This is a genomic window from Sphingomonas sp. (assembly GCF_050725575.1).
Lineage (GTDB): Bacteria > Pseudomonadota > Alphaproteobacteria > Sphingomonadales > Sphingomonadaceae > Sphingomonas.
This window is the reverse complement of record NZ_JBOHHW010000016.1, coordinates 15,838-41,194: the sequence shown is the minus strand read 5'-3', so window position 1 is coordinate 41,194 and position 25,357 is coordinate 15,838. Positions and strand designations below refer to the sequence as shown.

Below are 25,357 nucleotides of genomic sequence, written 5' to 3'. Positions count from 1 at the left end.
AATTATGCGAATTCTGACAGCAACATTGGCCGGAACGGCGCTGGCGATCGTGATGGCCGCGCCATGTGCCGCACGGGCGCAGGACACGCCGCAGGAGCAGCAGGAGACGACCGACGATATCGTCGTCACCGCGCAAAAACGATCGCAAACGCTGATCGATGTGCCGCAATCGGTTTCGGTTGTGTCTGGCGCACTGCTCGAGCAGCAGAGCGCGACCAACTTCAGTGACTATCTGAAGAATGTGCCGAGCCTGCAGCTGGTCCAAGGGACACCTGGCCAGGGGCGGCTGGTGCTGCGCGGTATCAATACCGGCGGTGTCGCGTCCACTGTCGCCGTCTATGTCGATGAGACGCCGTTCGGGTCGAGCACCGCACTGGCCAATGGCGCCGAACTGGCCGGCGATTTCGATACCTTCGATATCGCCCGGATCGAGGTGCTGCGCGGTCCGCAAGGCACGCTCTATGGTGCAAGCTCGCTTGGCGGGCTGCTGAAATTCGTCACCAACGAACCCACCGCCAAGCGCATCGAGGGCAAGGCGCTGGGCGGGGTCGAATTCACCGAGGGCGGCGATGCCTCCTATCGCGGCGCCGGGATGATCAACATTCCGCTTGGCGATACGCTCGCGTTCCGCGCGTCGGGTTCGTACCGCAAGCAAGGCGGTTATATCGACTCGATCGGCACCGCCGGCTCGCGGATCGACAGCAATTTCAATGATTTCCAGAGCTATGGTGGTCGCGCTTCGCTGCTGTGGACGCCGGATTCCGGATTGACCGTGCGGCTGAGCGCGCAGCTGCAGAACCTCTTCGTCGATGGCGCGCCGAGCTTTGTCGAGGCGGATCCCGCAACCTTGAAGCCGCTCTATGGCGGCCTCACACAGTCGGAATATGTGTCCTCATATAGCGACGTGAAGTACCGGCTGTACAACGCAACGATCGACTATGATTTTGGCGGCGCAACCCTGACCTCATCGACCAGCTATGGGCAGCAGAGCCAGTCGCTGCGCATCGACTATACCGCCAATCTCAGCGCGCCGCTTGCCGGCCCCTTCTCGGACCTGCTCCAATCCCTCGGCGCACCGCGGATCCCGCAGAACAATGCGTTTTTCGATCAGCTGACCGAGAACCGGAAATGGACGCAGGAACTTCGCCTCGCCTCGGATGGCGGCAAGGTGCTCGAATGGCTGGTCGGCGGTTACTATACCCATGAAAAGGCACAGATCTTCCAGCATCTAAAGCTGGTCGAACCGGGCACGCTCACGCCGATCGCCTATCCGCTCGAATTGGCGAAATATGACCTGAGCTCGCGCTATGAGGAATTCGCCGGCTTCGCCAATGCGACGCTGCACCTGGCACGCTGGTTCGATATCGATCTCGGCGGGCGGTACAGCCATAATAGCCAGAACGCCGACCAGACCACGTCGGGCTTTTTCCTGGCGGGCAGCCCAACGCTCAGCGGCCTGAAATCGTCCGACAATGTCTTTACTTACTCGATTGCGCCGAAGATCAAGTTCGGCGCCCGCGCGTCGCTCTATGCACGGGTCTCGAAGGGATATCGGCCGGGTGGCCCGAATGTCATTCCACCGGGCGCACCGGCGGGCACGCCGGTGACGTTCGAGCCGGATACCGTCACCAGCTATGAAATCGGCTTCAAAGCAGACAGCGCCGACAAGCGCCTCTCGATCGAAGCGTCGGTCTATCATATCGACTGGAACAATGTTCAGCTGTTCGCCATGGTCAATGGCTTCGGCGTCAATGCCAATGGCAAAGGCGCGAAGGTCGACGGCGCCGAAATCGCGGCAACGCTGCGGCCGACCGACGGGCTGGTGACGTCGGTCAACTTCGCGATCAACGATGCGAAACTCAGCGGCGATACCGACCCGCTGGTTGTCGGCGCGATCAAGGGTGATCACCTGCCGTTCACGCCCAAATATTCGGTCGGGGTCAATGCCGATTATGAATGGACGCTCGGCGGCGACGTCACCGCCTCGATCGGCGGCTCGATCCGGTCGCTGTCACGCCAGTCCGGCAGCTATGATCCGGCCTATCTCGCGCTGTACGGCCATTTTCCGCGCGTGCCGGCCAATGAAGTGGTCGACCTGCGCGCCGGCCTGTCGTTCGGGCGATACTTGCTTAATGCCTATGTGAAAAATCTGACCGACGCCGCCGGCATCACCGCCACTCAGGCGCTGACGGCCAATGGCTTTTCCCGAAATCCCAATGGGGCGATCGGGACGGGGGTTATCCGCCCGCGCACGATCGGCGTCAGCGCCACGGTCGCGTTCTGAGATGCGAAACCCCCAGGCACATCCATGGGCATCTCGCATATGAGCCAATCGAACGCTATCAGGCATGATCCCAATATGACGACCGCCGCAAAACCTCGCCGCACACAAGCCGACCGCAGCGCGGCCACCCGTGCCAAGGTGATTGCGGCGGCGCGCGATATCCTGTGCGTACAGGGCTATTCGGGCGCCACCATGCACGCGATCCGCGATACGACGGGCATGAGCCTGGGCGCGATCCAGCATCAGTTTCCAACCAAGGCCAAGATCATGGCGGCGGTCGCGGCGGAATTTTCGGCCTATCGGATCGGGGTCTATACCGACGCCATTCGTCGCGGACGCAACCCCAGGGAGTCGATGGAAAATCTGTTCGACGCCAATTTCCAGATGGTCGGCCGGCCGGAAATGGCGGCGTTGCTCGAAATCCATCTGGCGCGTCGCAACGACCCCGATCTGGAGCGGGAAGTCGCGCCCAGCACGCGCCGCTTCGACCGCCGGGTGCGCCTATGGGGCTACAACATCCTCCGTGCGGCCGGCATCGGCAATGACGAGGTCCACCAGAGCCTGCAGCTCCTCAACAATGCCGTCACGCGCGGGCTGACGGTGGAATATATCCGCAACCCGGACAAGGCGGTGATGGAGCGTTCAATCCGGATCTGGAAAGCGCATATGCTCGACTTGCTGTTCGGATCGGGAGCGCCCGGATAGCGCGCAGACAGGGGTCCACCAAGGCCAGGGGCCGAGATATGGGACACCGGTAGTCGCATATCCTTCGCGTCGCACCCTCGCGTAAAATATCATATAATACTTTATATATCAGATAGTTATGAGAATTGCCTAATCAAATGTCAGCGGGATACCTGTTCCACATCCTGCTGCGACCATCCGCCGCCGAACGCCTGATACAGCGCGACATAAGCAGTCAGCCGGTCGGCGCGCGCCTGGACCAGCGCCAGTTCGGCGGTGAGCAGGCCGCGCTGCGTATCGAGCTGGTCGAGATAGGAGGAATAGCCCGCCCGGTAGCGGTTGCTGGCATTGCGCAACGCTGCTGCCAGCGCATCGCGCTGCCCGGCAATGGCGACAGCCTGCTCACCCGATCGCTGCACCCCGGCCAGACTGTCATCGACTTCGCGGAACGCGGTGAGCGCTGCCTTGCGATAGGCAAAGGCAGCCTGGTCGCGCCGCGCCGCGCCGGCATCGGCCTGAGCGCGCAGTCGGCCGCCGTCGAAAATCGGCGACAAGACGCTACCGCCGATCGAGAAGACGCCGACCGGATTGGACAAGGCAGTGGAGAGGACCAGGCCAACGGATCCGGTCAGGCTGAGATTGGGCAGCATCGCGGCGCGCAGGCTGTCGAGCGAGCGGTCCGCCGCGACCAGGCTCTGCTCGGCCCGGAACAGGTCGGGCCGGCGGCGCAACAAATCGGCGGGTAACCCATCAGGGATTGGCGGGGCGGACAGCGCGGCGAGCGTCGTGCCGCGCGTCACCGCACCGGGCGTTTCGCCGAGCAGCAGGCGCAGTGCATTTTCCTGCCGGCTGATCGCGAGTTCGGCTTGCGGCACGAGCTGCTCGGTCGAGCGATACTCTCCTTCCGCCTGATGCAGCTCGAGGTTCGAGGTATAGCCGGTCTCGGCACGGCGGCGCGCGATGCGCAACGCCTCGCCGCGCGATGCCAGCGTGTCGCGCGCGACCGCGAGCCGGGCGTCCAGCGCACGGAGGGTAATGTACCCGGTCGCCACACTGCTCGCGATACCAAGACGCACCGTATCGCGCGCACCTTCGCTGGCGAGCAATTGCGCGCGGGTCGCAGCATTGGCCTGACGCAACCGGCCGAACAGGTCGAGGTCATAACTGGCCGAGATTGCCGGCTGCGCGCCGGTATTCGTGGTCGCGATACCGAACGGGTTGAGCGCGCGCGCCTCGGACGCGGGTGCAGCGACATTGACCTGCGGCAGCAATTGCGCGCGCGACAGCCGCTCCTGCGCCCGCGCCTCCTCGACGCGCGCGGCGGCAGCGCCGAGATCGGGATTATGGGTCAAGGCGCGCTCGACCAGCCCGGTCAGGACCGGATCGCCGAACGCCGCCCACCAGTCCGCGCGTACCGGCTCGCCGGGGCCGAGCGCGGTACGCCAGGCTGGCGGCGCGACCACGGCGGTCGCCGCCGGCGCCTCGGGGCGTGGACCAGTGCAGGCCGCGGCCGAGGCGGCAAGCAGCAGCGGGAGCAGCCGAACGTTCATCGGATCTTCGGCGCGCCGGCGGTGTCGACACGCGCCTGGACCGACATGCCGGGACGGAGCTGCGCCGCGAGCGACTGCCCCGGATCGACGCGGATGCGCACGGCGATGCGTTGCGGCACCTTGGTGAAATTGCCCGTCGCATTGTCCGATTTGAGCACCGCGAATTCGGAACCGGCGGCGGGCGACAGCCGCTCGACGCGCCCGGTCAGCCGTGCATTGGCAAGGCCGTCGACTGTGAAGCTCGCCGGCTGGCCCACGCGGATGCGCGCAGTCTGCGCTTCCTTGAAATTGGCGATCACCCAGGTTTCCGGCGGGACCAGGAACATCAGCTGCGATCCGCTGGTGACATATTGTCCGAGCCGCACGCCGACTTCGCTCAGCCGCCCGGTTTCGGGCGCGCGGATCACCGTATTGTCGAGATCGATCTGCGCCAGCCGCCGCGCGGCCTCCGCGCCGCTGACCCCGGCCTGCTGCCCGCCCTTGCCCACTTCAACGGTGCGAATGTCCTGCCGGGCGATCTCGCGCGCGGCGCGCGCCTGAAGCACGCCGGCCTGGGCCTGGCGTAGTGCCGCCAGCGTCTGGTCGCGCTCACGCAGCGACACCGATCCGTCAGTGACCAGATCGTTGACGCGGTTCATGTCGGCCTGAGCACGGAGCAATTGCGCCTGCGCATTGGCGACCGCCGCATCTTGCGCCTGCAGGCTCGCCGCGCGCGAGCGTGCCGCCTGTTCGCTATTGGCCAGTGTCGCTTCCTGCCCGGCGACTTGCGCGCCGGCCTGTTCGACGCGCTGGCGATAGATCCGGTCGTCGATCTGGATCAGCGGCTGCCCCACCTTCACGACATCGAAATCGCGCACGTACACCTGAGTTACATAACCACTGACCTGCGGGCTGATCACGGTGGTGCGGCCACGGACATAAGCATTGTCGGTCGACTGGAAATTGCTCGCAAAGGGTGGCAACCGCCAGGCAGCGAGCACCGCGAGAATGCCGGCGACCGCAATCACCGCAATGACGATCAGCACGGTGCGTGAATCGCGCGGCGGCTTCCAGCCCGACCCGACGGGTGCGGCCGGCGCCTCGGCGGCGCGCTCCTCGGTCACCGGCGCAACGGCGACCGGGGTTGCCGGCGCTGTCGGCGAACCCGGGGGAGGACCTGATGGTGGCGTTCGGGTGTCGGTCATGTCGCAGCCTCCATCATCGCCGCCCGGCGGGCGCGCCAGGTACGACGCGCAAGCAGGAAAGCGAGGTACAATGTGGTGAGCGCGGCCAGCACCGCGATCAACCGGAACGTGTCGTTATAGGCAAGCACATTGGCCTCGCGCGTCGCGGTCTGGGACAGCAATGCGCCGCCCTCCGCCGCGCGCAGCGTGGGATCGCCGATCACGCGCGCAACCCCGGCTCCGCCTGCCGCCAGCCGCGCGGTGACCTGCGGGTCGGTCGGGCTGATCGACTGGACGATCGCCGCGCTGTGGGCCTTTTCCGCGATCGTCTGATAAGTGCCGAGCAACGCCGCGCCCCCCAGCCCGCCGATCGAATTGACGATACCGAACAGCGCGATAAAACTGATGATATGCCCCGCCCCCTGCTGCAGCGCGCGGGTCATACCGAACAACAAAGCCGGCCCGAGGAAGAAAGTCGCGGCAAAGGCAATCACCGCCTGAGTGAGATAGAATTGCGGCGCGCGGGTCAGGCTGGTCGAGAAGGAATCGGCAAAGGCGGCGACCGCAACCAGCCCGATCGCCAGCATGATCGGATGAGTCAGCCGTTCGACATTCAGGGTCACCGCGCTCGCCACCACGCCCGCGACCGAGGCGAGGAAGATGATCGCGAATAGCGGCCCGAGCTGATCGTTATTCTGGCCCAGCGTATTGAGCAGCCCGACCGCCGCGAAAGTCTGTTCCGACAGGACGATGCGCGCCATGATCGTGACGATGGTGAAGCGCACGATATCGGCGCTGCCCAGCCAGCGCGTGTTGAGCAGCGGATTGGCGCGGCGATGCTCGATCGCCAGTGCAGCGGCGAACATCGGGATCGCGGCGATCAGCGCCCAGCCGATCCAGCGCGCCTCGGTCCACCACACGATGCGCCCTTCGCCGAGCACCGCGGCCAGCAAGGCGACGCTGCCGCCGAGCAGGATGAAGGTGACGAAATCGAGCGGCTCGAACGCCGGCTTGCGCTCGGTCGGCGGCAGCCGGAGCCACGCGACCGCCGCGAACGAGACCAGCGCAAGGCCAAGCTCGAACAGGTACAGCGCGCGCCACTGCGACATGGCTAGCAGGTCGGGCGAGAAGAGCCGGGCCAGCGGCAAGGCGCATTGCGGGATGCCAATGCCAAGCACCACGCCCTTGAGCCGCCATTTCGCCGGCAGTGCCTGCATGATGTAATAAAGCGCCAGGGTCGACAGCGCAGCCGCGGCCATGCCGCTTGCCGCGCGGACCGCGATCGCCGACCAGAAATCATGCACGAACAGATGCGCGAAGGTCAGCAGGACGTAGAGCCCGAGAAAGATCATCGTGAACGGGCGCAGGCCATATTGCTGGCGGAACTTGATCAGCAGCAGATTGATCGACGTATTTGTCATCACATAGACCGTCGGCAGCCAGGCGATCTCCGCCGGGTCGAGCCCGAGCGAGCCCTGCAGCGTGGTAGTGTTGACCGAGATCAGCGCATTGCCGAGCCCGCCGGTCAACCCGACCAGAATAGCGATCGCGCCATAAGCGAAGCGCCGCGCGGTCGGATGAGCGGGCGATGCCGGCGATCCCGGCATCATCGCGCGTTCGTGCGCCGCGAAAACCCATTGCTCCTCAGTGAAGAAATTGCGGAGGCGGCGCGCGAACATCGTTACGTTATACGCACGATCTCCGGAAAAAGGGTCATGGAATTCCCTTCTTCTTCAAGGTCAGCGCACTGGCCCGCACGTCGTCTCATCGTCAGGTGTTGTGGACTAGCCCGATCCGCTCGCCCAATGCCGCCGCCGAAAAACAGCCTTGAAGCAACCTGCGAGGCCCAGGTCAATTTTTGTCCGCCACACCATGCGGCCAGGCGCGTTGCCCCGCTGATATACCGATTTGAAACTGAAGCCTCCAGGAAAGGTGAGATCGCCATTTGCAATGTTGGACTTCGCATGTTCTCTTTTTGTTCCAGAGGCTGTGGATAAGATGGCAATTAGGCGGCCAGTCGCATCCTGCCCTGCGTAAATGTAAAACGGAGGATAAAATGACGTGCTCAGCCTACCCGACCTTGGCTGCCTTCAAGGCTGCCCCAATCAGCAACCTCACTCAGGCTCTTCAAGACCCTTCAATCGCGTTTGGCGCGTTCTACGGGGAGACCGCCAACGCGCCTTATGCGGCGGATGACATCAATATCATCAAGGCCAACAGCACGGCTATAAGCGTAGGAGCGTGGGTGCGGCAAGCCGCGTCCAGCATCCAGACCAACTATGGCGCGCTCAATAAGGTCGTTGCTTCATTCAACGACATCCTGCCGGTGACGCCAACATCGACGCAGGCCATCCAGAATATCAACGTCCCTAATCAGCAGCCCACCCAGTCCGGCCCTGTGGTGGGTTCGGTAGGCAATGGCCTCGCTCACTGGACCTACAATCGAACCGGCGGATACGGCTCATACGGCCAAATCCTGATCTCGGGCATCACCTCGGCAAACGTCAATCGCACAACGGAGCTGGATAGTGCCTTCACCGTCTGGACGGCGGCGCAGCACCTCAACTCCAGAGGTTCGGGATATCTCGGTGCGTGGATTGCGGCCAATTCCCCGTCCAGTGGCAAGGATTATGCGGGCGACCCTCTAGGTCAAACCTTCACCGGTGGCATCCCTTGCGGGATGGAGATCAACTGCGGCAACCGCTGGGCGGACTTCGGCCTGCAATTGGCGCTGGGAGGTGAGCAATATACGGTCGGATTGCAGGTTGTTCCTGATGTAGCTGCATCCTCTGATGGCCCGGCTCCCGATGATAAATGGCCGGGCACTTTCGGCATCGTCCTCTCCCACTCCAATTGGGGTCACAGATGGTGGACCGGCCAGTTCGTCCGCTACGACACCATCATGCCTACCGGATACGCCTACTACACACAGGGCGGCTCAACGGAAAATATTCAGCCGGCGAGCGCGCACCGCATGGATGGACACTTCGTGACCGGCCTGGACTTTGTTGCGGCGAAATTCACCGATGCGGTGTTCCGCTTCGGGTTCTCTCAAATCGAGGGCTACGCTTGGGATGGTGGCGGTCAGGCGCTTCCGGGCCACGTCAAGGGCTATTTGAAAATCGATGTCGGGGGCACCCGGCAACTCATACCCTATTTTGATTATCCTACCCCGTCCTAAGGAGAGTTTTTATGCTGGTGAATAAGGCACCCTTGAGCAGCGATATTGAGCTTCACGAGACCGTCCAGACGACGATCCGAGAAAAAGGATATGCGAACCTGAAACACATGCATGATGCCGGACAGATGTCCGAGGCCTCATGGGAAAATTATCAGAAGGACCCTGCCTTCGCGGCGTGGCTCGCGGTGCAAAAATGAGCGAGCCATATTTCAAAGTCCCGCTGAGCGTTGCCGACAAGATCGGCCAGATGTTGATGCGCGACCCCGCTGTTCAGGTCTATCTCGGCATGAACCATCTTACGCCAGTAACCGATCCGGCCCCTGCACCGGATGGCGCGGCGGCCGATGCGCCGCCACCTCCGGCATCGCCAGGAAGCGCGGAAAATGGTGACCGTGGCTGATTTCCAGCTCTGCTCGGGTGATAAACATTTCCACCCGCTTTAGTTGCCTGATCGCGTTGGCGGCACTCCCTTCCTCGCTGCAAGACGAGGAAAGGGAGTGCCGTCCGTGATGTGCACTCGAGTAGCGTTTGCCCAGTTAGGGCATTGCCTGATGCAATGACGGCCGTAGCATTGCTCGCGAGCGATGTTCGGCATCGTGGACAAAGGGAATCCTGCCTCGGCTTCGTCGCGCTCGCTTCAATCAAACTCTGGATACCATTTGTCACGACGCCTAGGGAGGCACGATGACCCGCCCAGCCCCCAATGTCACCCGAGCCTATCTCATGCTCGCCATCGTGATGCTGTTCTGGGCGGGCAATTCGATCGTCGCGCGGGCTGTGAGGGACGATATCCCGCCCTTCACTCTCGCATTCGTGCGTTGGACCGGGGCGTTGATCATTCTGTTGCCGCTCGCATGGACCTCGCTCCGCCGCGACCGTGCGGCGCTGATCGCGGGATGGCGACCGGTGCTGCTGCTCGGGCTGGTCGGCGTCGCCGGGTTCAACGGCTTTCTCTATTGGGGCCTGCATCACACCACCGCAACCAATGGGCTGTTGCTGCAGGCCGCGATCCCCGCGCTGGTGCTGATATGCAATGCGATCTTCTTTCGCGAGCGCGCCGGAAAGTGGCAGGTCGGCGGCGTCATCCTGTCGACGCTCGGCGTGGCGCTGGTTGTGGTCCGGGCCGACCTGCAGGTGCTGATGGGGCTGCAGCTTGGCTTTGGCGATCTGCTGATCCTGTGCGGCGTGCTCGGCTGGGCAATCTATACCAGCCTGTTGCGCATCCGGCCCGCCATTCACCAGCTGAGCTTCCTGTTCGTCACCTTCACCATCGCGGCGCTGACCATGCTGCCGCTCGCTCTTTCGGAGTGGCACGCGATCGCCGGCATCGTCTGGCGGCCGGCGGTGATCGGCGCGTTCGCCTATGTCGCAATCCTGCCCTCAGTGGTGGCCTATTTCCTGTTCAACTCAGCGGTCGACGCGATCGGCGCGGCGCGCGCCGGTCAGACGATCAGCCTGATGCCGCTATTCGGCGCCGGGCTGGCGGCAGCGGTGCTTGGCGAGGCGCTTCATCCTTATCACCTTGTCGGCATGGCGCTGATCCTGAGCGGCATCGCGATGGCGGCATTGCTCCACCGCGAGACGGTTAAAGTGTGACAAGGTAATTTGGATTGCCCCTCCCTCCGTTCAGGCTGAGCCTGTCGAAGCCCAAGCGCTGTGCATGCCCTTCGACAGGCTCAGGGCGAACGGCGGTCACGTCTCGCTTCAAGGTTTGACGCGCACACTCGCGGTCACCGACAGGCCCGGACGCAGCCGCGCCAGCATCGGCTGCCCGGGATCGAGCGCGATGCGCACCGGCACGCGCTGCACGATCTTGGTGAAATTGCCCGAACCAGGCTCGAACGGCAGCAGTGCGAATTCCGAGCCCGAAGCCGGCGCGAAGCTGTCGATCCGCCCGGTCAGCGGCTCGCCGCCCAGCGCATCGACCTTCACCCGCGCGCGCTGACCAATCAGCATCCGGCCGGTCTGAGTCTCCTTGAAGTTCGCCACGACATAGAGCCCGGCCTGCGGCACGATGCTCAGCAGGCGCGTGCCCGGCTGGACGAGATCGCCGGTCTGCGCCTGGCGATTACCGATCATGCCCGATACCGTCGCGCGCACAAAGGCATAGCCGCGATCCTGCTGCGCCAGCCTCAGGCTCGCGCGAGCGCGTGCCGCCACTGCCTGCGCCTTGGCCAGATCGGCCTCGAGCGCGGCGCGTCTGACGCCGGTCGCGGTCGCCCTGTCACGGCTGACCGCAAGGCTCGCGACGCTGCGGCGCAACTGCGCGCGAGCATCGACCGCCGCCGCGGCGATGCGTTCGGCGTCACGCTGAGTCACGAAGCCGCGTTCCGACAGAGCCTGATAGCGCGCCGTATCGGCTTCCGCGCGGCGGCGTTCGGCATCGGCCGAGACGATCGTGCTTTGCGCCACATCGACATCCGCCTCGGCGACCTGCCGATCCGCGACAAAGGTAACGAGCGCAGCCTTTGCGCTGGCGACCCCGGCATCGGCGTCGCCGACCGAAGCCTGGGCCACCGCCAGCTTCGCGTCATATTCCTGCGGGTCGATCCGGATCAGCGGGTCGCCGGCGCGGACCTGCTGATTGTCGCGCACCAGCATCTCGGTAACCGTGCCGCCGACCCGCGCCGAGACGATGGTCGTATCGGCACGCAAATAGGCATTGTCAGTGCTTTCGCTGGCGCCCGGCATGGCGATCCAGGTCGCGCCGGCGCCGGCGAGCAGGACAGCACCCGCACCGGCAACCAGCGCGCGAGGCAACTTGCGCCTTGCCTTGACGGGCACATCGAGCGGCATGGTGATGGCGTTCATGGCGTGATCACCAGCAAGGTCGAGCTGGCGGAGGCAAGCAGCCGGCCATTGGCGTCGGTCAGCTTCGCCTCGGCAAAGGCGACGCGGCGGCCGAACGCAGTGATCGTCCCCTCGGCGCGGACTGGCCCGGTGTCGGCGGTCATCGCGCGGTGGTACGATATTTTGAGTTCGAGCGTGGTGTAGCTCTGCCCTGGCGCGAGCTTCGAATGGGTCGCGATGCCGCAGGCGGAATCGAGCAGGGTCGCGGCATAGCCACCATGCACCGTGCCGAGCGGGTTATAGGTCCGGCTGTCGGGATTGCCCTCGAACACGGCGCGACCATCGCCGACCTCGACCAGCGAGAAGTCGAGTGTTCGGCCGATCGGCGGCTGCGCGTCGCTGGCGATCATCGCGCGCAATTGCTCCGGTCCGCTGAGCCCGCTCATGCCGCGACCTCCAGCTTGAAGCGCTGGCGCAGCATGATTGCAGCATTGTCGAGGATCGCGTCGGACTGCGCGGCATCGTCCACCGCGCGCGCCAGCGACACCGCGCCGACCATTTCCGACAGCATGGAGGATGCCGCGACCGTCGCATCGGCGATACCGTGCCGGTCGAGCGCGTCCGCCAGCCGCTCGGTCAGTGCAGCAACCCCCTCCCCGAAACGGGCGCGCGGGATCGGATCGAGCCGTGCCAGATCGGACGACAATGCCGGCAACGGACAGCCGCGCTCGCGCGTGTCGCGATGACGCGGCGAGAGGTAGAAATCGAGATAGGCGCGCAGCGCCGCCGCCGGATCGGTCTCCGCCGTGGCCTTGTCGAAACGGTCGCGCGCATCGTCGAACATGGTGCCGATCGCTTCGGCGATCAGATCGTCCTTCGATTTGAAATGGGCATAGAAACCGCCATGGGTCAGCCCGGCGCGCGCCATGATTCCGGCTACTGCAATGCCGCCCGGCCCCTTGGCACGGATGTCGCGCGCGGCTTCGGTCAGCACGCGTTTGCGCGTCTCGCTCTTGTGATCGCTGTCGTAGCGCATCTTGTCGTCTCCGTTTATATGATGCATATAATATAATGATGCCCCGGCGTGCAAGGGGTCCCGCAAGAGAGCCCATGTCCAACGCCGCCGCCTCCCCCGCCCCGCCCGCGATCAACCCGATGGCGCTGCCCGACCGGATCAAGTTCCTGATCTTCGGCGTGATGGCGTTCGGCCAGTTCATGGCGCTGATCGATATCCAGATCGTCGCCTCGTCGCTGAACGAAGTGCGCGCCGGCCTGTCCGCCAGCGCCGACGAAATCAGCTGGGTGCAGACCGCCTATCTGATGGCGGAGCTGGTGATGATTCCGTTCGCCGCTTTCCTCGCCCAGTCGATGTCGACGCGCTGGCTGTTCGCCTTGTCGGCCGGCCTGTTCACGCTGGCGAGCGCGCTCTGTGGCCTGGCCTGGAGCATCGAATCGATGATCGCGTTCCGCGCGCTGCAGGGCTTCGTCGGCGGGGCGATGGTGCCGACGGTGTTCGCCACCGGCTTTGCGATGTTCGAGGGCAAGCAGCGCGCGATGATCCCGGCGATCCTCGGCATGGTCTCGGTGCTGGCGCCGACGCTCGGGCCGACGCTGGGCGGGTGGATCACCGATGCGTTCGGCTGGCGCTGGGTGTTCTATATCAACATCGTTCCAGGCACATTGGTGTGCCTGCTCGCGATCGCGTTCATCAAGGTCGATCGCGCCAATCCCTCGATGCTCAAACGGATCGACTGGGTCCATCTCGCGGCGATGGCGGTGTTCCTTGGCGGGCTCGAATATGTGCTGGAGGAAGGGCCGCGCAACGACTGGTTCGAGGACAGCGCGATCGCCACCGGCGCATGGTTCGCGTTCGTCGCTTTCCTGCTGTTCCTCGAACGGTCGATCCGCTCGCCCAGCCCGATCGTCAACCTGTCGCCGTTCCGCCGCCCGACCTTCATCTTCGCCTGTGTGTTCAACCTGGTGATCGGCTTTGGCCTGTATTCCGCGACCTATCTCGTGCCGCTCTTCCTCGGCCAGGTGCGCGGGTATAACGCGTCGGAGATCGGCACAACCGTGTTCATCGCCGGCGTGGTGCAGATGCTTGGCGTGCCGATCGCCGCCGGCCTGTCGCAGCGCGTCGATCCGCGCATCGTCATCACCTTCGGCCTTAGCCTGTTCGCCCTCGGGCTGTGGCTATTCTCCTATATGACGCCCGAATGGGGCTTCGCCGCCTTGTTCTGGCCGCAGGCGGTGCGCAGCTTCGCGATCATGCTGTGCATCGTGCCGAGCGTGAACCTGGCGCTGACCGGCTTTGCCGGGCCGGAGCTGCGCTATGCCTCGGGCCTGTTCAACCTGATGCGCAATCTGGGCGGGGCCATAGGCATCGCGCTGGTCAATACCTGGCTGCAGGACGGCGCGCGGCTGCACGCGCTGCGCATGTCGGAGACGCTTGGCTCGATCGGCGAGAGCGCGGCAGTGATGGTCGCCCGGCTGGCCGCGCGCTTCAGCCAGACCACGCCGGATCCCGACCGCGCGATCCTGATGGCCAAGGCCACGCTTGGCCATGTCGTCGGCGGCGAAGCGTTGACGCTCGCGTTCAACGATGTGTTCCGCATCATGGCCTGGCTGTTCATCGCGGCGCTGGTGCTGGTGCCCTTCTGCCGTCCGGCGAAACAGGGATAGGGATCGAAATCGCCGCCGATTCTTCACCTTAGCGCAGTGAAGAAATGGCGCGGCGTGCGATTGGCTCCATCGCGGCATAACCGTCATTATTGGGATGCACACCATCGGGCGACAGTTCGCGCCTGAGCGCCCCCTCGCTGGTGGCGAGCGCGGCATGATAGTCGAGATAGGTCGCGCCGACCCGCTTCGCATAGCTGCGCAGCCAGTCGTTCAGCTGGATGATCTGCGCCGCCGGCTTGAGCCCCGGTCGCCAGGAGAATGCCCCGGCCGGCGGCGTCGAGGCGAGGAAGACGCGGATGCCGTTCGCCCTGGCGAGCGCGACCATTGCGATGATGTTGTTGCGAATATCCAGCATCGTCGTCGGGCCGGTATTGCCGGCAAGGTCGTTGGTGCCCGCCATGATATGCACCGCCTTTGGCTGCAACGCGATAACATCGGCCTCGAACCGCACCAGCATCTGCGGTGTAGTCTGGCCGCTGATGCCGCGATTGATCACGCCGTTCGCGAAGAAACCGGGATGCGCGACCGACCAGTTTTCGGTGATCGAATCTCCGATGAAGACGATACGGTGCTCCGCAGCCGGACGGCCGGCAAGGCGCGCATTATCGGCGCGGTAGCGGCACAGGGCAGCCCAGTCGCGCTTGACCTGTTCGGCCTGGGCAGCCCTGTACGCCGCAAGCTCGGCAGCCGGTGGCGGGATGATCTTCGCACCAGGCGAGCGGTCGAACTGCGATTGCCGATAGCGTTCCAGTCCCGGGGTGATCTGCGGTGCGCCGATGCACGGATCATCAACCAGCCCGACCGGCAGCGTCGGCGTGGTCTGAGTCTGGCCAACGGCGGCGATCCCGAGACCAAGCGCCAGGATCGCGGTTCGGACTATGTGTCGCATCATTTTCTCCCGCCGTCAGGCGACCAGCGTGTCGCCCAGGATCGTCAGGGTTACCGCGTCTACTTCCGGAAAGCAGCACCTTCGACCGCCTGCCGTGGCTCGTTCGCGGCGCCGCTATTTTCGAACGTGTATGACAGGAAGCGCGATGGCTTTTTACGCGGCATCCGGCGGCGCATGATGAAAAATCCGGCCAGACCGAGCGCGATCGGAGGCACGACGATGAGTGCGATATCCATGCTCTGCCCGATGCCCCCAGCGGTTGCGACGTCCGCAGGCCCATATCAGATGCCGCAGATCGCCGTGTCACTAGTTCTAGCGACACCGAAGCGGATCGCGACCGGGCAGCCTTTAATCGATGGTGTGGCGGAAAGTCTCGGGCAGCAGGAATAGTCCCAGCACGACGGTCAACGCTGCCACCACGATCGGATACCACAAGCCGTAATAGATATCCCCCGTCGCCGCGACCATCGCGAACGCCGTGGTCGGCAGGAAACCGCCGAACCAGCCATTGCCGATATGATAGGGCAGCGACATCGAAGTGTAGCGGATATTGGTCGGGAACAGCTCGACCAACAACGCGGCGATCGGACCATAGACGGCGGTCACCAGCAGCACGAGTATGAACAGGATCGCGACGACCAGCGGCTTGTCGATCCGCGCCGGATCGGCCTTGGCGGGATAGCCGGCGGCCGTCAGCTTCTCCTGCAGCTCGCCCTGAAATTTAGTGATCGCGGTTTTGCGCGGCTCGGGGGCAAGTGCCGTGGGGTCAGGCATCGCCAATGTCGCACCGCCGATTGCGACCACGGTCTGGCGGTCGAGTGTCGGCGCGCCTGGCAGCTCGGCGTCGGCGCCCTTGATCGCGGCATAGGGAATGCCGGCCTTGGCGAGGTAGGATTTGGCGACATCGCAGCTCGATGCGTCGAAGCGGTTCTTGCCGATCGGATCGAACTGAAACGAGCAGGCATCGTTATAGGATGTGACCGTCACCGGTGCGGTCGCCTGCGCCGCCGCCAGGGCCGGATTGGCGGCATTGGTCAGCGCATGGAACAGCGGAAAATAGGTCAGCGCGGCAATCGCACAACCGGCAAGAATGATCGGCTTGCGCCCGATCCGATCCGACAGCCAGCCGAAGATCAGGAAGAAGGGCGTACCCAGCGCGAGTGCGATGGCGATCAGGATATTGACAGTCGCGCCGTCGACCTTGAGCATTTTTTCAAGGAAGAACAGCGCGTAGAATTGCCCGGTATACCAGACCACTGCCTGCCCCGCGACCGCACCGACCAGCGCGATGATGACGATGCGCAAATTACCCCATTTCGCGAACGCGTCCGTCAGTGGCGCCTTGGAGCCCTTCCCTTCCGCTTTCATCTTGAGGAACACCGGGCTCTCTTCGAGCTGCATGCGGATCCAGAGCGACACGCCGAGCAGCACGATCGAGACAATGAACGGCACACGCCAGCCCCAGTCGGCGAAGGCCGCTTCACCCATCGCGGTGCGCACCCCGATCACCACCAGCAGCGCGGCAAACAGGCCGAGCGTCGCAGTCGTCTGGATAAAGCTGGTGTAGAGCCCACGGCGATGGTTGGGCGCATGTTCGGCGACATAGGTCGCCGCACCGCCATATTCGCCGCCCAGCGCCAGACCCTGCAACAGCCGCAGCAGCACCAGAATGATCGGTGCCGCAATACCGATCGTGGCATAGCTCGGCAGCCAGCCGACCAGGAAGGTCGACAGGCCCATGATGCCCATGGTGACGAGAAAGGTATTCTTGCGCCCGACCAGATCGCCGATCCGCCCGAACAGCAATGCCCCGAATGGCCGGACCGCAAAGCCGGCCGCGAATGCCGCCAGTGCGAAGATGAACCCGGTCGTCTCGTTCACGCCGGAGAAGAACTGGCTGGTAATGATGGTCGCGAGCAGGCCGTAGAGGTAGAAATCGTACCATTCGAACACCGTGCCGAGCGACGATGCGGCGATGACGAGCTTCTCGCTCTGGGTTGCCGCATGATGCTGCGGCAAATCGGCGCTCATTTCAGGCGTCATTTCGCCGCCGAGAGCCGGGTCATCAGGATCGCGGCACGCTTGGCCTGGCGCCGGATGCTGTCGAGATCGACCGTCTCGCCCGGCGCATGGTCGCCGCGGCTGCTGGTGCCGAGGCCGACCAGCCCATCGACGTCGCTCGCCACGAACGAGATGTCGCCGGCGCCGCGTTTCAGCGGATCGAGCGCGGCCATCGGCGCGAGCCCCATGTCCTTGTTCACGACGTTCAGCGCATCGAGCAGCGCCTTGTTGCCCGGCGTCGGCGCCATCGCCGGATAACTGCCCGGATCGAAGCTGATCTTCGCATCGGTGCCCGGCGCATGCGCCGCGACGATCGCCTGCATCTTGGCGCGAACGCGGTCGGTTTGTTCTGGCGACAGGGTGCGGAAATCACCGCGTGCGACAGCGGTCTGGGGAATGATGTTGCCCTTGCCCGCCGCCGTCGCGCGCACCGCATCGGCATCAAGCGCGGCACTCGATCCGCCGGCGATGATGCCGGTGTTGAAAGTCAGATTGGGCTCGGGCAATTCCTTGCGGAATGCAGCCAGGATGCGCGTCATTTCATTGATCGCGCCGTCGCCATATTCGTTCGAGAAGATCAGCGAGGAATGGCCGGTCTTGCCGGTGGTGGTGATCGTCCAGCTATTGGAAGAGCGCCGCGCGATCGACCCCATGTCCTTGCCGTCCTCGATCGACAGCCCTTCAAAATCGAGCGCGACATCGGCGCGCTTGCCCGCTGCGATCAGGTCGGCACGGGCAACCTCGATCGGGTCGCCGGCATCTTCCTCATCGCCCGACAGCATAATCTCGATTTCAGCATCCTTGAGCGTCCCGGCCGCCTGCATCGCGCGCAGCGCGGCAAGCATAACGACCATCCCGCCCTTGTCGTCGCCGGCGCCGGGGCCTTCGGCTTCCTGGCCCTTGCGGGTGAATTTCTGGAACGGCGAATCCTTTTCGAACACCGTGTCGAGATGACCGATCAGCAGCAGCTTCTTCGCGCCCGCTTTGCCCTTCTTGGTGGCGATCAGATGCCCGGCGCGGTTGGCCGCTGCCTGCGGTTTCCATTCAACCGTGAAGCCAAGCGGTTCGAGTTCGGCGCGCATCATCTTGCCGATCAGGTCGACTCCGGCAAAGTTCATCGTGCCGCTATTCTGATCGACCAGCTTCTGCAGCAAAGCGACCGAGCGTTCATATTCGGCATCAACCGTCTTCGCCATGCGCGCTTCAGTCGCGGACAGCTTGGCATCAGCAGTGGCAGGGACAAGGACTGAGCTGGGGGCGATAAGAGCAACGCCAAGCAGCGCGCGAAGAGCGATATGGGTCATGGACGAAAGACTAGCGGCATTCCGATGCGCCTGCCAAGGAACTATCACCGCGATCGGCGCGATATTAGGGTGACCCCCATGACCGATGAGTTTCCCGAAGAATTTCCCGACGCGATCCCCGCCGCCACGCTGGTGCTGTTCCGCGACAGGCCGGACAGCCCGCCCGAATTGCTGATGGTCGAACGCGCCAAGGCGATGGTGTTTGCGGCAGGCGCCCTGGTCTTTCCGGGCGGCCGGATCGATCCGGGCGATCATTCGCTGGCAACGATCCTTGGCGGCGATTCCGACGATATGGCCGCGCGCGTCGGGGCGATCCGCGAGACGATCGAGGAGGTCGCCATGCCGATCGGCCTGATCCCCACGCCGACCCCCGAAACGCTCGCGGCACTGCGCGCCGCGCTGCACGGCGGCAGGTCGTTCGGCGAAGCGCTGGCCGACGCCGGCCTGTCGCTCGATCCATCTGCGCTCGTCCCGTTTGCGCGCTGGCTGCCGCGGCATGCGCATATGCGAATCTTCGACACGCGCTTCTATCTCGCGCGCCTGCCCGCCGACGCGCCGCTGCCACAGGTCGATGCGACCGAGAATGTCCGGCTGCTCTGGGCGACGGCACAGCAGGTGCTCGACGATGCCGATGCGGGAGAGGTGCGGATCATCTTTCCGACGCGACGCAACCTCGAACGGCTCGCGCAGTATCGCAGCTTTGCCGATGCGGTCGACGATACGATCCGACATCCGGTCGCGACCGTCACACCGTGGGTCGAAGAACGCGATGGCGCGGAGTTTCTCTGCATCCCTTCGGACATCGGCTATCCGGTCGTGTCGGAAGCGATCGCGAGCGCAATGCGTGGCTAAGACGACATGACTGAGCTGGCGCGCCGATGACCGGCCTTCGCCGTATTGCGGCCGTGGGTGTCGCCGCGGCGATCGCGCTGGCGATCTTTCTTGCCCTGTTCGCCGCGCTACGCGGCCGGCCGCAGGATTTGCCCTGGACGCCGCTCGATCTGGGTCAGCCGGTCGGCATGTTCACCGGAGGCAAGCTCGCCGGACTACGGCAGGACTTCCCCAAATGCCGCGCACTGCTCGACAAGGCGGGGGTCAGCTATACGCAGATGCCATCGGTCAGCGCGGGACGATGCGGCTATACCGACGGCGTCCGCTTCGCCCCCGGCGGTTCACGCCGTACCGATTATTGGCCGACGACCACCGGCACCTCCTGCCCGGTCGCCGCCGCGCTCTCGGTGTGGGAATGGACCGTCGTGCAGCCCGCCGCGCGACGCTATTTCGGACAGCGCGTGGCGAGCATCCACCATCTCGGCAGCTATAATTGCCGCAACATCTATGGCCGCGCGACCGGGCCGCTAAGCGAGCACGCCACCGCCAACGCGATCGATATTGCCGGCTTCACGCTGGAGGACGGGACGAAAATCACCGTGCTGCACGACTGGGCGGATAATGGTGACAGGGGTACATTCCTGCGCAGCGTCCGCAACGGCGCGTGCCGGCTGTTCTCCACCACGCTGTCGCCGGACTATAATGCGGCACATCACGATCATCTGCATTTCGACGAGGCGCAGCGCGGCGCGCTGAGCTGGCGCACGTGCCGATAACCGGACTATCGGCCACCTGACGCTTGCTCACCCCAGGCAAGCGCCGAATGATCAGTGCGGCAACGCTGCCATGTCGACCTTCTCGACCCAATTGGGGAAGAAGGCCGGGGCCCGGTTCGACCAGCCCGACGCGGTTGCGGCGGCCTCGCTGATCGACTGCAGCAATTTGCGCCGCAGGTCGGGATGAAGGTGGGGCAATGCCGCCGCCGAGCAGAATGCCGCCGGCAACCAGGGCCGCACATCGGCGCCGATCAACCGTTCATACAGGAAACGATAAGCCGAAAAGGTCGTCAGCCGCCCCTGCCCCAGGTCGAACGCTGTGACAGTCATCAGCGGCGCGAGGAACGGCTCGACCGCGTCGAGCCCGCTATCGTCGGGCACCATCGCGCGAATGTCGGGAAGCCGTTCGTAGAGCCGCGCCTGCGCCCGGATGCTCGCCGCCTCGACCACATCGCGCGACCAGCGCGCCATCGCATCGTCGCGATCGAGCCCGATATCGAGCGCGCGGCGCACATAGCGCTGCGTCGCCGAGCTGAACCCGGCAAATTCCTTCATCTCAGCCAATGTCATTGCGCCGTTGGCTGGTTTCATCCTGGAAGCCATGTCGTCACCCCGCCCGCATTGTTGGACCGGATGAACTATGCGCCAAGATGGTTAACGCCATGCTTAACGCCCTGTCGTCCGGCGTTAAGCATGGAATCATAGTTCTTGTTGCAACGCAACAAAGGTTGCGACGAACGGCCTCTGACGATCAAAAACCTTGTCGAGTGCGACAGTTACGCAACATTTTTCCGGTTATCCCCAACCTGGGCAGTGCAGCGGAGATTATTTCCGGTCCGCCTGGATCTTCTCTTCCGCCTCGGCATCGAACCCGGACGACTCCGCCGGCGCGACATTATGCACCGGCTGAGTCGAGGCCGGCGGGTCGGAGGCATCCATCGATTCATCCAGCGCAGCGTCGAGTCGCGCGTCCTCATTCTCCGGGTCTTTTTCCAGCCGTTTCATGATCGATTCGTCCTGCCCGGCATTCTGGCGCGGGTGATGAATCTGATCATTCTCGCGCGGGTCCGACTCCGATTTGGGGTCAGGCGGGGCGACCGACAGGCTGTCGAGCGCCTTCGGGTCGATCGTCTTGCTGTCCTCGGTCATGGCCAATCCTCTCTCGGCTGTTCCGGGAGTAGAACGATCAGTCGGCGTCCCCGTTCCGTGACGTGTCGTCCAGCCGAGTGACTTTCACGACCTGCCTGTACATCGTCGCGGTACCGAACACCGTCATGAAGGCGATGTCGGTCGCGTCGCGCCCCACCGCCACGCGCGCGATCTCGCCGCATTTCGCCATGCCGGTCGCATCGATCAGGTGCCAGCCGCCCGCCAACCACAACTCGGCCACCGCATGGAAGTCAGGCGGATCGACACCGGGTGCGTAAGCCGACACGCAACGCGCCGGAATGCCACCGGCGCGGGCCAGCGTGACCAGCAGATGCGCATAGTCACGGCACACGCCGCGCCGGTCGGCAAAGGTCATCATCGCGGTCGTCACGCCGCTGCTCGACCCCGACGCATAGGTCAGATTGCCGCGCACCCACTCGCCGATCGCTATGGCCAGCGCCCCGCCCTCCAGCCCGGCGAATTCGCTCTGCACAAAGCCCTCGAAATGATCGGATTCACAATAACGACTGGGCAGGAGATAAGGGATCGCCTCCGCCGGCAGATCTCCCATGGCGGTCGCCGGCAGGGCCGACAGATCGACAAAGGCGCGGTCGATCGCCACGATCGCGCGATATTCGGCCTGGAACGAGCCCGACGCGCGCGCCCAGGTGCGCTGCCCGATCCCCTCCTCGCCCGCCATCGCGCGCAGCGGGTTATCGCAATAGATCCGCAAATCCTGCTGTTCGAGCCGCTGATCACCCATCGCCGCCACCTCGATCTGCAGCAGCACCTCCGCGGTGTCATCGACGAAATAATCCAGCATGACGTCGATCGAGAGGCGCATTGGTGTTCCTGAGAAATCGCGATCGCTGCCGAACGGCGCGGCAGATGCGGTGTAGGGCAATCGACCGCTCATTCCAGAAAAACCTCCGAGAAACGGCCGCTTTGATGATGTGCCCGATCCAGGGTGATGGTTGAATCGCTGCTCACGACATGGCTGGGGCGGCAGGATCGGGGACCGGCGGCGAGAGATATGGGACACCGGTTGTGTCATATCTCGGGCCATCGCCTTAGCGGGAAGTTCATATAATATAATTATATATCATAGACTTATCTAAACACCAGGGGATTGAGCATTGCCGATATGACATCGGCGGGCAATTCATGCTCAGCAGGAGCGGAGCGGATGGACTAGAATCTTTTCCGCACGGTCAACCGCATCGTGCGGCCTAATGGGTCGATCTCGTCGCGGCTATAGCCGGCCGGAGCGCTGCCATCGTCAAGTGTTACCCGGCGATATCCGTTAAAGAGGTTTTGCACGTCGAGCGAAAGCTTCACATTCTTCATCCATGAGGATTTGCCGGCGCCGGGAAAGATACGCTCCGGTTCGACGAAAAACGAGAAATTGAGGATCGCCGGGGGCTTGACGTGAAAACCCCCTTCAGCGGTGGCGGACATATTGTTTCGCACGCGCGTGGCGCTGCTCCAGTTCCCGCTCAAACTGGCTCCTACTCCCCGCTTGCCGGCGGTAATCTGCAACGAAAGCAAATGGCGGGATTGGCCGCCGTCACCGCCAAGCCGATCGATCACCGGAACACCGGCCCGTGTCAGCAATTCGCTCGTCAGACGCCAACGATGATTGAGCGAGAGGCTAAATTGCCACAGATCGGCAAATTGCAAGGGGCCGGCGCCTGGCTTGAGCGGTCGTGCGCTGCGTCCCGCACCGCCTTGCCCCGGCCAGCGTAGCGCGATGCCGGACGTCAGTTCGGCGTCGGTGTCATGAGCGATGTTGATGGGGCGAGCATCGATCGCAATAAGCCGCCCCTCAGCGTCCCGCGTCACGCGCTCTGGAAACACCGCCTCGATAACCGGCGTCAATTCCGGGAAAGACGCCACGCCGCCTTTTGCGGTCTGTCCGCGATAGCCGATGTTCAATGACAGTATCTGATTGTCGAAAGGCTGTACCCTCCCGGTCAAGGAAAGGATCCGCTGGCTGCCACGCCCAAGGTTCGAATTTCCTCCGGTAATCCAGACGATGTCCGCCATTTCCTGGCGCGCAAAATCGAAGATCCGATTGATGGTGGTGACAAGAGGCCCGTCGAGCTGGTCGGGCGAGGGTGCTGTCTCGGCATATTCGAGGGACCCGCGAAGCTGCAGAATCGAAAAGGGCGACCAGGTCACGCCGCCGCCAAACCGCTTCTGCAGCCCGCTGCCCGACATCGCCTGACCGCTCAGCGACACGTCAACCGAAAGGTCGCCCAAAGGACGGGTCTCTCCCTTCTCCCTTCGCGACAGCGGCACGCTGAACGACATCTGTCCATTCATCTGCCCACGGCTCCACTTGTCCACCACGATCAGATCGCTGAGGTTGTCGCTCCGCCGATTTTCGGATCGAATGCTGCTTGCCTCCACGGAAAAATTCGAGGTTAACGGCCCCGTCGGCAAATCGACGATAATCTTGCTGACATTGGCGCGGGCATTGATATTTTCGCCGCGCGAACGATTGCGGCTGGCCTGCAACAGACGATCGTCCAACGGGCCATAGGGATTGAACGCCGGATCGCCGGCATCGATCAGTGCCTGCATCCGGCCTGTATCTATGCCGCCTTCGAGTAGATTGTCTGTCCAGTTGCGCGTGTAATTGGCGGCGAAACTGGTCTGCCAGTCGCCAATCCTCCCCGACAGCGTGAACCCCGCGCCCAGCGATTTCGAGTCATTGTCGCTGCGAAGCGCCCGGGCGCCCGCGAACGGACGGGACAGGGCGACGTCATTGCCAAAGGGCGACCAGGGGCTGCCAGCGGGGATGACGATCGCGGCCATCGGCAGCCCGCGCAGCCCGCTGCTGCCGTTGCTGCTGGCATTGACGTTCAGCGAAGCCGAAAACGCCCCCAGCGGACGGGTGACCCCCGCGGTGAAGGACATATTGCGCCTGGACGGTTGCAAGGTTTCGAAATCGTTGGGATCGACCGCGTGCACGCGGTTCGCGGTGGCCGCGAAATCCTCCAGCGTCGGCGCGCCCGTCACCGCCCCGGGCGGGATCGCGGCGGCGGTCACGATTTCACTGGCGGCGAGACTGAGTGCTGGATCGATTTCCGCACCATCCACCCCGGCGATAAAGCCGACACTGTCGAAGGAGCCGGCGCGCGGCGGAATGTTCCGGGCGTTTTTGAACAGCGCGCTCTGGTGTCCGATGCGTGCCTGCACGTTCCAGCGCGTCGGCCCGTTGATCGCCACCCGCCCAATGGACAAGCTGCCACCATATTGGCCCCCGGCGGTCGCCCATGACGCGCCGGTATCGGCGTTCAGGCTGGTGAAGGTTTTTTTCAGGACCAGATTCACGACGCGCTTGCCGGACCGGTAGCCATATTGCGCCGCCGCCTCCGGCTTCAGCACGTCGAGACGATTCAGCGCTTCAGCTGGATAAGACAGGACCGACCGGTCGCCTTCGGCCGGCCGGCCGTTGATGAGAAGGATCGGCTCTTCCGCGCCGTTACCGATGAATGGCGTCAGGCGGGTGATCAGGTCCTGGATGCTGTCGACACCCTGGGCGGCGATCTCCTCTTCGCTGAACTCGGTTTCGGCGGCCACCTTGGCCTCGCCATAGCGATTGGCGGTGACGATGATATCGTCTTCCCGCACAAGATCACCGGGCGGGACAGGCTCTTGCGAGCTTGCCGCCGCACCGGCGCCCCCTTTACCTGTCTGCGCATCGGCGCCGGACCACGGCGCCAGAGGCAAGGCAATGGAAAGCAACGCGGCGAGACGGGCCAGGATCATCGCAGGGCGCGCGCTTTCCGCAATCTATACTCACCTTCCACGCGATAACGTCCTGCTTTTGCAATGGCCGATACCCGCGCCACATCAAAGGCGTTCGTGATAAGTCGCGCAAAGCACACAATGTCTTTCAACGATGGAATGAGCGCCGCTCGATCCGCGCGCCCGCTATCCTCGCCAAGGGTGAAGCGGGCGCACGATACCGTGCGCCCGCCCAACGCCTTGGTCTCACGCGTGAG

General features: G+C 64.0%; 23 protein-coding genes. 9 read left to right on the top strand and 14 right to left on the bottom strand.

Annotated elements, in window-relative coordinates; genetic code table 11:
- The first annotated feature begins 4 nt into the window (after positions 1-4).
- Positions 5-2,284: a TonB-dependent receptor gene (locus tag ACRECS_RS12910; protein ID WP_431583374.1), complete on the top strand. Its 2,280-nt coding sequence runs from the start codon at positions 5-7 to the stop codon at positions 2,282-2,284.
- A gap of 75 nt (positions 2,285-2,359) precedes the next feature.
- The gene (locus ACRECS_RS12905) at positions 2,360-2,989 is read left to right on the top strand and encodes a TetR/AcrR family transcriptional regulator (protein WP_431583373.1); all 630 of its coding nucleotides are present in this window, start codon (positions 2,360-2,362) and stop codon (positions 2,987-2,989) included.
- A 140-nt stretch (positions 2,990-3,129) separates the two neighbouring features.
- Here ACRECS_RS12905 and ACRECS_RS12900 read toward each other — a convergent pair whose 3' ends face one another.
- The 3 genes from ACRECS_RS12900 to ACRECS_RS12890 are packed head-to-tail and all read right to left on the bottom strand — an operon-like array spanning position 3,130 to position 7,360.
- The gene (locus tag ACRECS_RS12900) at positions 3,130-4,518 is read right to left on the bottom strand and encodes an efflux transporter outer membrane subunit (protein ID WP_431583372.1); all 1,389 of its coding nucleotides are present in this window, start codon (positions 4,516-4,518) and stop codon (positions 3,130-3,132) included.
- A complete protein-coding gene (locus ACRECS_RS12895) occupies positions 4,515-5,702 on the bottom strand; it encodes an HlyD family secretion protein (RefSeq protein ID WP_431583371.1) in 1,188 nt (395 codons plus the stop codon). The genes ACRECS_RS12900 and ACRECS_RS12895 overlap by 4 nt, the downstream gene beginning before the upstream one ends.
- A complete protein-coding gene (locus ACRECS_RS12890) occupies positions 5,699-7,360 on the bottom strand; it encodes an MFS transporter (RefSeq protein ID WP_431583370.1) in 1,662 nt (553 codons plus the stop codon). Before ACRECS_RS12890 ends, ACRECS_RS12895 begins: the two co-directional genes overlap by 4 nt.
- Positions 7,361-7,737: 377 nt before the next feature.
- Here ACRECS_RS12890 and ACRECS_RS12885 point away from each other — a divergent pair, with 377 nt between their 5' ends.
- The 4 genes from ACRECS_RS12885 to ACRECS_RS12870 all read left to right on the top strand — a co-directional run bounded on the left by ACRECS_RS12885 (position 7,738) and on the right by ACRECS_RS12870 (position 10,458).
- Positions 7,738-8,862 carry a hypothetical protein gene (locus ACRECS_RS12885; protein WP_431583369.1) on the top strand — a complete coding sequence of 375 codons (1,125 nt, stop codon included), beginning with the start codon at positions 7,738-7,740 and terminating at the stop codon, positions 8,860-8,862.
- A gap of 11 nt (positions 8,863-8,873) precedes the next feature.
- A complete protein-coding gene (locus tag ACRECS_RS12880) occupies positions 8,874-9,059 on the top strand; it encodes a hypothetical protein (RefSeq protein WP_431583368.1) in 186 nt (61 codons plus the stop codon).
- Positions 9,056-9,262: a hypothetical protein gene (locus tag ACRECS_RS12875; protein WP_431583367.1), complete on the top strand. Its 207-nt coding sequence runs from the start codon at positions 9,056-9,058 to the stop codon at positions 9,260-9,262. The genes ACRECS_RS12880 and ACRECS_RS12875 overlap by 4 nt, the downstream gene beginning before the upstream one ends.
- Positions 9,263-9,546: 284 nt before the next feature.
- Complete coding sequence (locus ACRECS_RS12870; protein WP_431583366.1) at positions 9,547-10,458, top strand: DMT family transporter; 912 nt, start codon at positions 9,547-9,549, stop codon at positions 10,456-10,458.
- A gap of 108 nt (positions 10,459-10,566) precedes the next feature.
- Here the strand turns inward: ACRECS_RS12870 and ACRECS_RS12865 are convergent, their stop codons facing one another.
- From ACRECS_RS12865 to ACRECS_RS12855, 3 genes are read right to left on the bottom strand one after another with little or no spacing between them, the layout of a single operon-like run.
- Complete coding sequence (locus ACRECS_RS12865; RefSeq protein WP_431583365.1) at positions 10,567-11,673, bottom strand: HlyD family secretion protein; 1,107 nt, start codon at positions 11,671-11,673, stop codon at positions 10,567-10,569.
- Positions 11,670-12,098: a PaaI family thioesterase gene (locus ACRECS_RS12860; protein WP_431583364.1), complete on the bottom strand. Its 429-nt coding sequence runs from the start codon at positions 12,096-12,098 to the stop codon at positions 11,670-11,672. The genes ACRECS_RS12865 and ACRECS_RS12860 overlap by 4 nt, the downstream gene beginning before the upstream one ends.
- Positions 12,095-12,688, bottom strand: coding sequence for a TetR/AcrR family transcriptional regulator (locus ACRECS_RS12855; protein ID WP_431583363.1), 594 nt, complete (start codon positions 12,686-12,688; stop codon positions 12,095-12,097). Before ACRECS_RS12855 ends, ACRECS_RS12860 begins: the two co-directional genes overlap by 4 nt.
- Positions 12,689-12,762: 74 nt before the next feature.
- On the opposite strand from ACRECS_RS12855, the gene ACRECS_RS12850 reads away from it, so the two are divergent.
- On the top strand, positions 12,763-14,334 hold the full coding sequence (locus tag ACRECS_RS12850) for a DHA2 family efflux MFS transporter permease subunit (RefSeq protein WP_431583362.1): 1,572 nt from the start codon (positions 12,763-12,765) through the stop codon (positions 14,332-14,334).
- Positions 14,335-14,362: 28 nt separating this feature from the next.
- On the opposite strand, the gene ACRECS_RS12845 is transcribed toward ACRECS_RS12850, so the two are convergent.
- The 4 genes from ACRECS_RS12845 to ACRECS_RS12830 all read right to left on the bottom strand — a co-directional run bounded on the left by ACRECS_RS12845 (position 14,363) and on the right by ACRECS_RS12830 (position 18,588).
- Entirely contained in the window at positions 14,363-15,223 is an 861-nt protein-coding gene (locus ACRECS_RS12845) for an SGNH/GDSL hydrolase family protein (protein WP_431583361.1), read from the bottom strand.
- Between the two features lie 59 nt (positions 15,224-15,282).
- A complete protein-coding gene (locus ACRECS_RS12840) occupies positions 15,283-15,459 on the bottom strand; it encodes a hypothetical protein (RefSeq protein ID WP_431583360.1) in 177 nt (58 codons plus the stop codon).
- Positions 15,460-15,571: 112 nt separating this feature from the next.
- Entirely contained in the window at positions 15,572-17,254 is a 1,683-nt protein-coding gene (locus tag ACRECS_RS12835) for an MFS transporter (RefSeq protein WP_431583359.1), read from the bottom strand.
- A gap of 8 nt (positions 17,255-17,262) precedes the next feature.
- Positions 17,263-18,588, bottom strand: coding sequence for a M20/M25/M40 family metallo-hydrolase (locus ACRECS_RS12830; protein ID WP_431583358.1), 1,326 nt, complete (start codon positions 18,586-18,588; stop codon positions 17,263-17,265).
- 78 nt (positions 18,589-18,666) lie between these two features.
- Here ACRECS_RS12830 and ACRECS_RS12825 point away from each other — a divergent pair, with 78 nt between their 5' ends.
- The gene (locus ACRECS_RS12825; protein WP_431583357.1) at positions 18,667-19,440 is read left to right on the top strand and encodes an NUDIX hydrolase; all 774 of its coding nucleotides are present in this window, start codon (positions 18,667-18,669) and stop codon (positions 19,438-19,440) included.
- Positions 19,441-19,466: 26 nt separating this feature from the next.
- Positions 19,467-20,195, top strand: a complete 729-nt coding sequence (locus ACRECS_RS12820; protein WP_431583356.1) for an extensin family protein — start codon at positions 19,467-19,469, stop codon at positions 20,193-20,195.
- A gap of 51 nt (positions 20,196-20,246) precedes the next feature.
- Here the strand turns inward: ACRECS_RS12820 and ACRECS_RS12815 are convergent, their stop codons facing one another.
- The 4 genes from ACRECS_RS12815 to ACRECS_RS12800 form a co-directional block, all read right to left on the bottom strand.
- A complete protein-coding gene (locus tag ACRECS_RS12815) occupies positions 20,247-20,798 on the bottom strand; it encodes a hypothetical protein (RefSeq protein ID WP_431583355.1) in 552 nt (183 codons plus the stop codon).
- Between the two features lie 222 nt (positions 20,799-21,020).
- The gene (locus ACRECS_RS12810) at positions 21,021-21,344 is read right to left on the bottom strand and encodes a hypothetical protein (RefSeq protein WP_431583354.1); all 324 of its coding nucleotides are present in this window, start codon (positions 21,342-21,344) and stop codon (positions 21,021-21,023) included.
- A 37-nt stretch (positions 21,345-21,381) separates the two neighbouring features.
- Positions 21,382-22,188, bottom strand: a complete 807-nt coding sequence (locus ACRECS_RS12805; protein ID WP_431583353.1) for a transglutaminase-like domain-containing protein — start codon at positions 22,186-22,188, stop codon at positions 21,382-21,384.
- A gap of 347 nt (positions 22,189-22,535) precedes the next feature.
- A complete protein-coding gene (locus tag ACRECS_RS12800) occupies positions 22,536-25,121 on the bottom strand; it encodes a hypothetical protein (RefSeq protein ID WP_431583352.1) in 2,586 nt (861 codons plus the stop codon).
- Between the last annotated feature and the right edge of the window lie 236 nt (positions 25,122-25,357).

What these genes read in the sequence shown, in the direction of transcription:
- ACRECS_RS12910 (WP_431583374.1), top strand. Translation starts at nt 5, where the DNA reads ATGCGAATTCTGACAGCAACATTGGCCGGAACGGCGCTGGCGATCGTG.
- ACRECS_RS12905 (WP_431583373.1), top strand. Translation starts at nt 2,360, where the DNA reads ATGACGACCGCCGCAAAACCTCGCCGCACACAAGCCGACCGCAGCGCG.
- ACRECS_RS12900 (WP_431583372.1), bottom strand. Translation starts at nt 4,518, where the DNA reads ATGAACGTTCGGCTGCTCCCGCTGCTGCTTGCCGCCTCGGCCGCGGCC.
- ACRECS_RS12895 (WP_431583371.1), bottom strand. Translation starts at nt 5,702, where the DNA reads ATGACCGACACCCGAACGCCACCATCAGGTCCTCCCCCGGGTTCGCCG.
- ACRECS_RS12890 (WP_431583370.1), bottom strand. Translation starts at nt 7,360, where the DNA reads ATGTTCGCGCGCCGCCTCCGCAATTTCTTCACTGAGGAGCAATGGGTT.
- ACRECS_RS12885 (WP_431583369.1), top strand. Translation starts at nt 7,738, where the DNA reads ATGACGTGCTCAGCCTACCCGACCTTGGCTGCCTTCAAGGCTGCCCCA.
- ACRECS_RS12880 (WP_431583368.1), top strand. Translation starts at nt 8,874, where the DNA reads ATGCTGGTGAATAAGGCACCCTTGAGCAGCGATATTGAGCTTCACGAG.
- ACRECS_RS12875 (WP_431583367.1), top strand. Translation starts at nt 9,056, where the DNA reads ATGAGCGAGCCATATTTCAAAGTCCCGCTGAGCGTTGCCGACAAGATC.
- ACRECS_RS12870 (WP_431583366.1), top strand. Translation starts at nt 9,547, where the DNA reads ATGACCCGCCCAGCCCCCAATGTCACCCGAGCCTATCTCATGCTCGCC.
- ACRECS_RS12865 (WP_431583365.1), bottom strand. Translation starts at nt 11,673, where the DNA reads ATGAACGCCATCACCATGCCGCTCGATGTGCCCGTCAAGGCAAGGCGC.
- ACRECS_RS12860 (WP_431583364.1), bottom strand. Translation starts at nt 12,098, where the DNA reads ATGAGCGGGCTCAGCGGACCGGAGCAATTGCGCGCGATGATCGCCAGC.
- ACRECS_RS12855 (WP_431583363.1), bottom strand. Translation starts at nt 12,688, where the DNA reads ATGCGCTACGACAGCGATCACAAGAGCGAGACGCGCAAACGCGTGCTG.
- ACRECS_RS12850 (WP_431583362.1), top strand. Translation starts at nt 12,763, where the DNA reads ATGTCCAACGCCGCCGCCTCCCCCGCCCCGCCCGCGATCAACCCGATG.
- ACRECS_RS12845 (WP_431583361.1), bottom strand. Translation starts at nt 15,223, where the DNA reads ATGCGACACATAGTCCGAACCGCGATCCTGGCGCTTGGTCTCGGGATC.
- ACRECS_RS12840 (WP_431583360.1), bottom strand. Translation starts at nt 15,459, where the DNA reads ATGGATATCGCACTCATCGTCGTGCCTCCGATCGCGCTCGGTCTGGCC.
- ACRECS_RS12835 (WP_431583359.1), bottom strand. Translation starts at nt 17,254, where the DNA reads ATGAGCGCCGATTTGCCGCAGCATCATGCGGCAACCCAGAGCGAGAAG.
- ACRECS_RS12830 (WP_431583358.1), bottom strand. Translation starts at nt 18,588, where the DNA reads ATGACCCATATCGCTCTTCGCGCGCTGCTTGGCGTTGCTCTTATCGCC.
- ACRECS_RS12825 (WP_431583357.1), top strand. Translation starts at nt 18,667, where the DNA reads ATGACCGATGAGTTTCCCGAAGAATTTCCCGACGCGATCCCCGCCGCC.
- ACRECS_RS12820 (WP_431583356.1), top strand. Translation starts at nt 19,467, where the DNA reads ATGACCGGCCTTCGCCGTATTGCGGCCGTGGGTGTCGCCGCGGCGATC.
- ACRECS_RS12815 (WP_431583355.1), bottom strand. Translation starts at nt 20,798, where the DNA reads ATGGCTTCCAGGATGAAACCAGCCAACGGCGCAATGACATTGGCTGAG.
- ACRECS_RS12810 (WP_431583354.1), bottom strand. Translation starts at nt 21,344, where the DNA reads ATGACCGAGGACAGCAAGACGATCGACCCGAAGGCGCTCGACAGCCTG.
- ACRECS_RS12805 (WP_431583353.1), bottom strand. Translation starts at nt 22,188, where the DNA reads ATGCGCCTCTCGATCGACGTCATGCTGGATTATTTCGTCGATGACACC.
- ACRECS_RS12800 (WP_431583352.1), bottom strand. Translation starts at nt 25,121, where the DNA reads ATGATCCTGGCCCGTCTCGCCGCGTTGCTTTCCATTGCCTTGCCTCTG.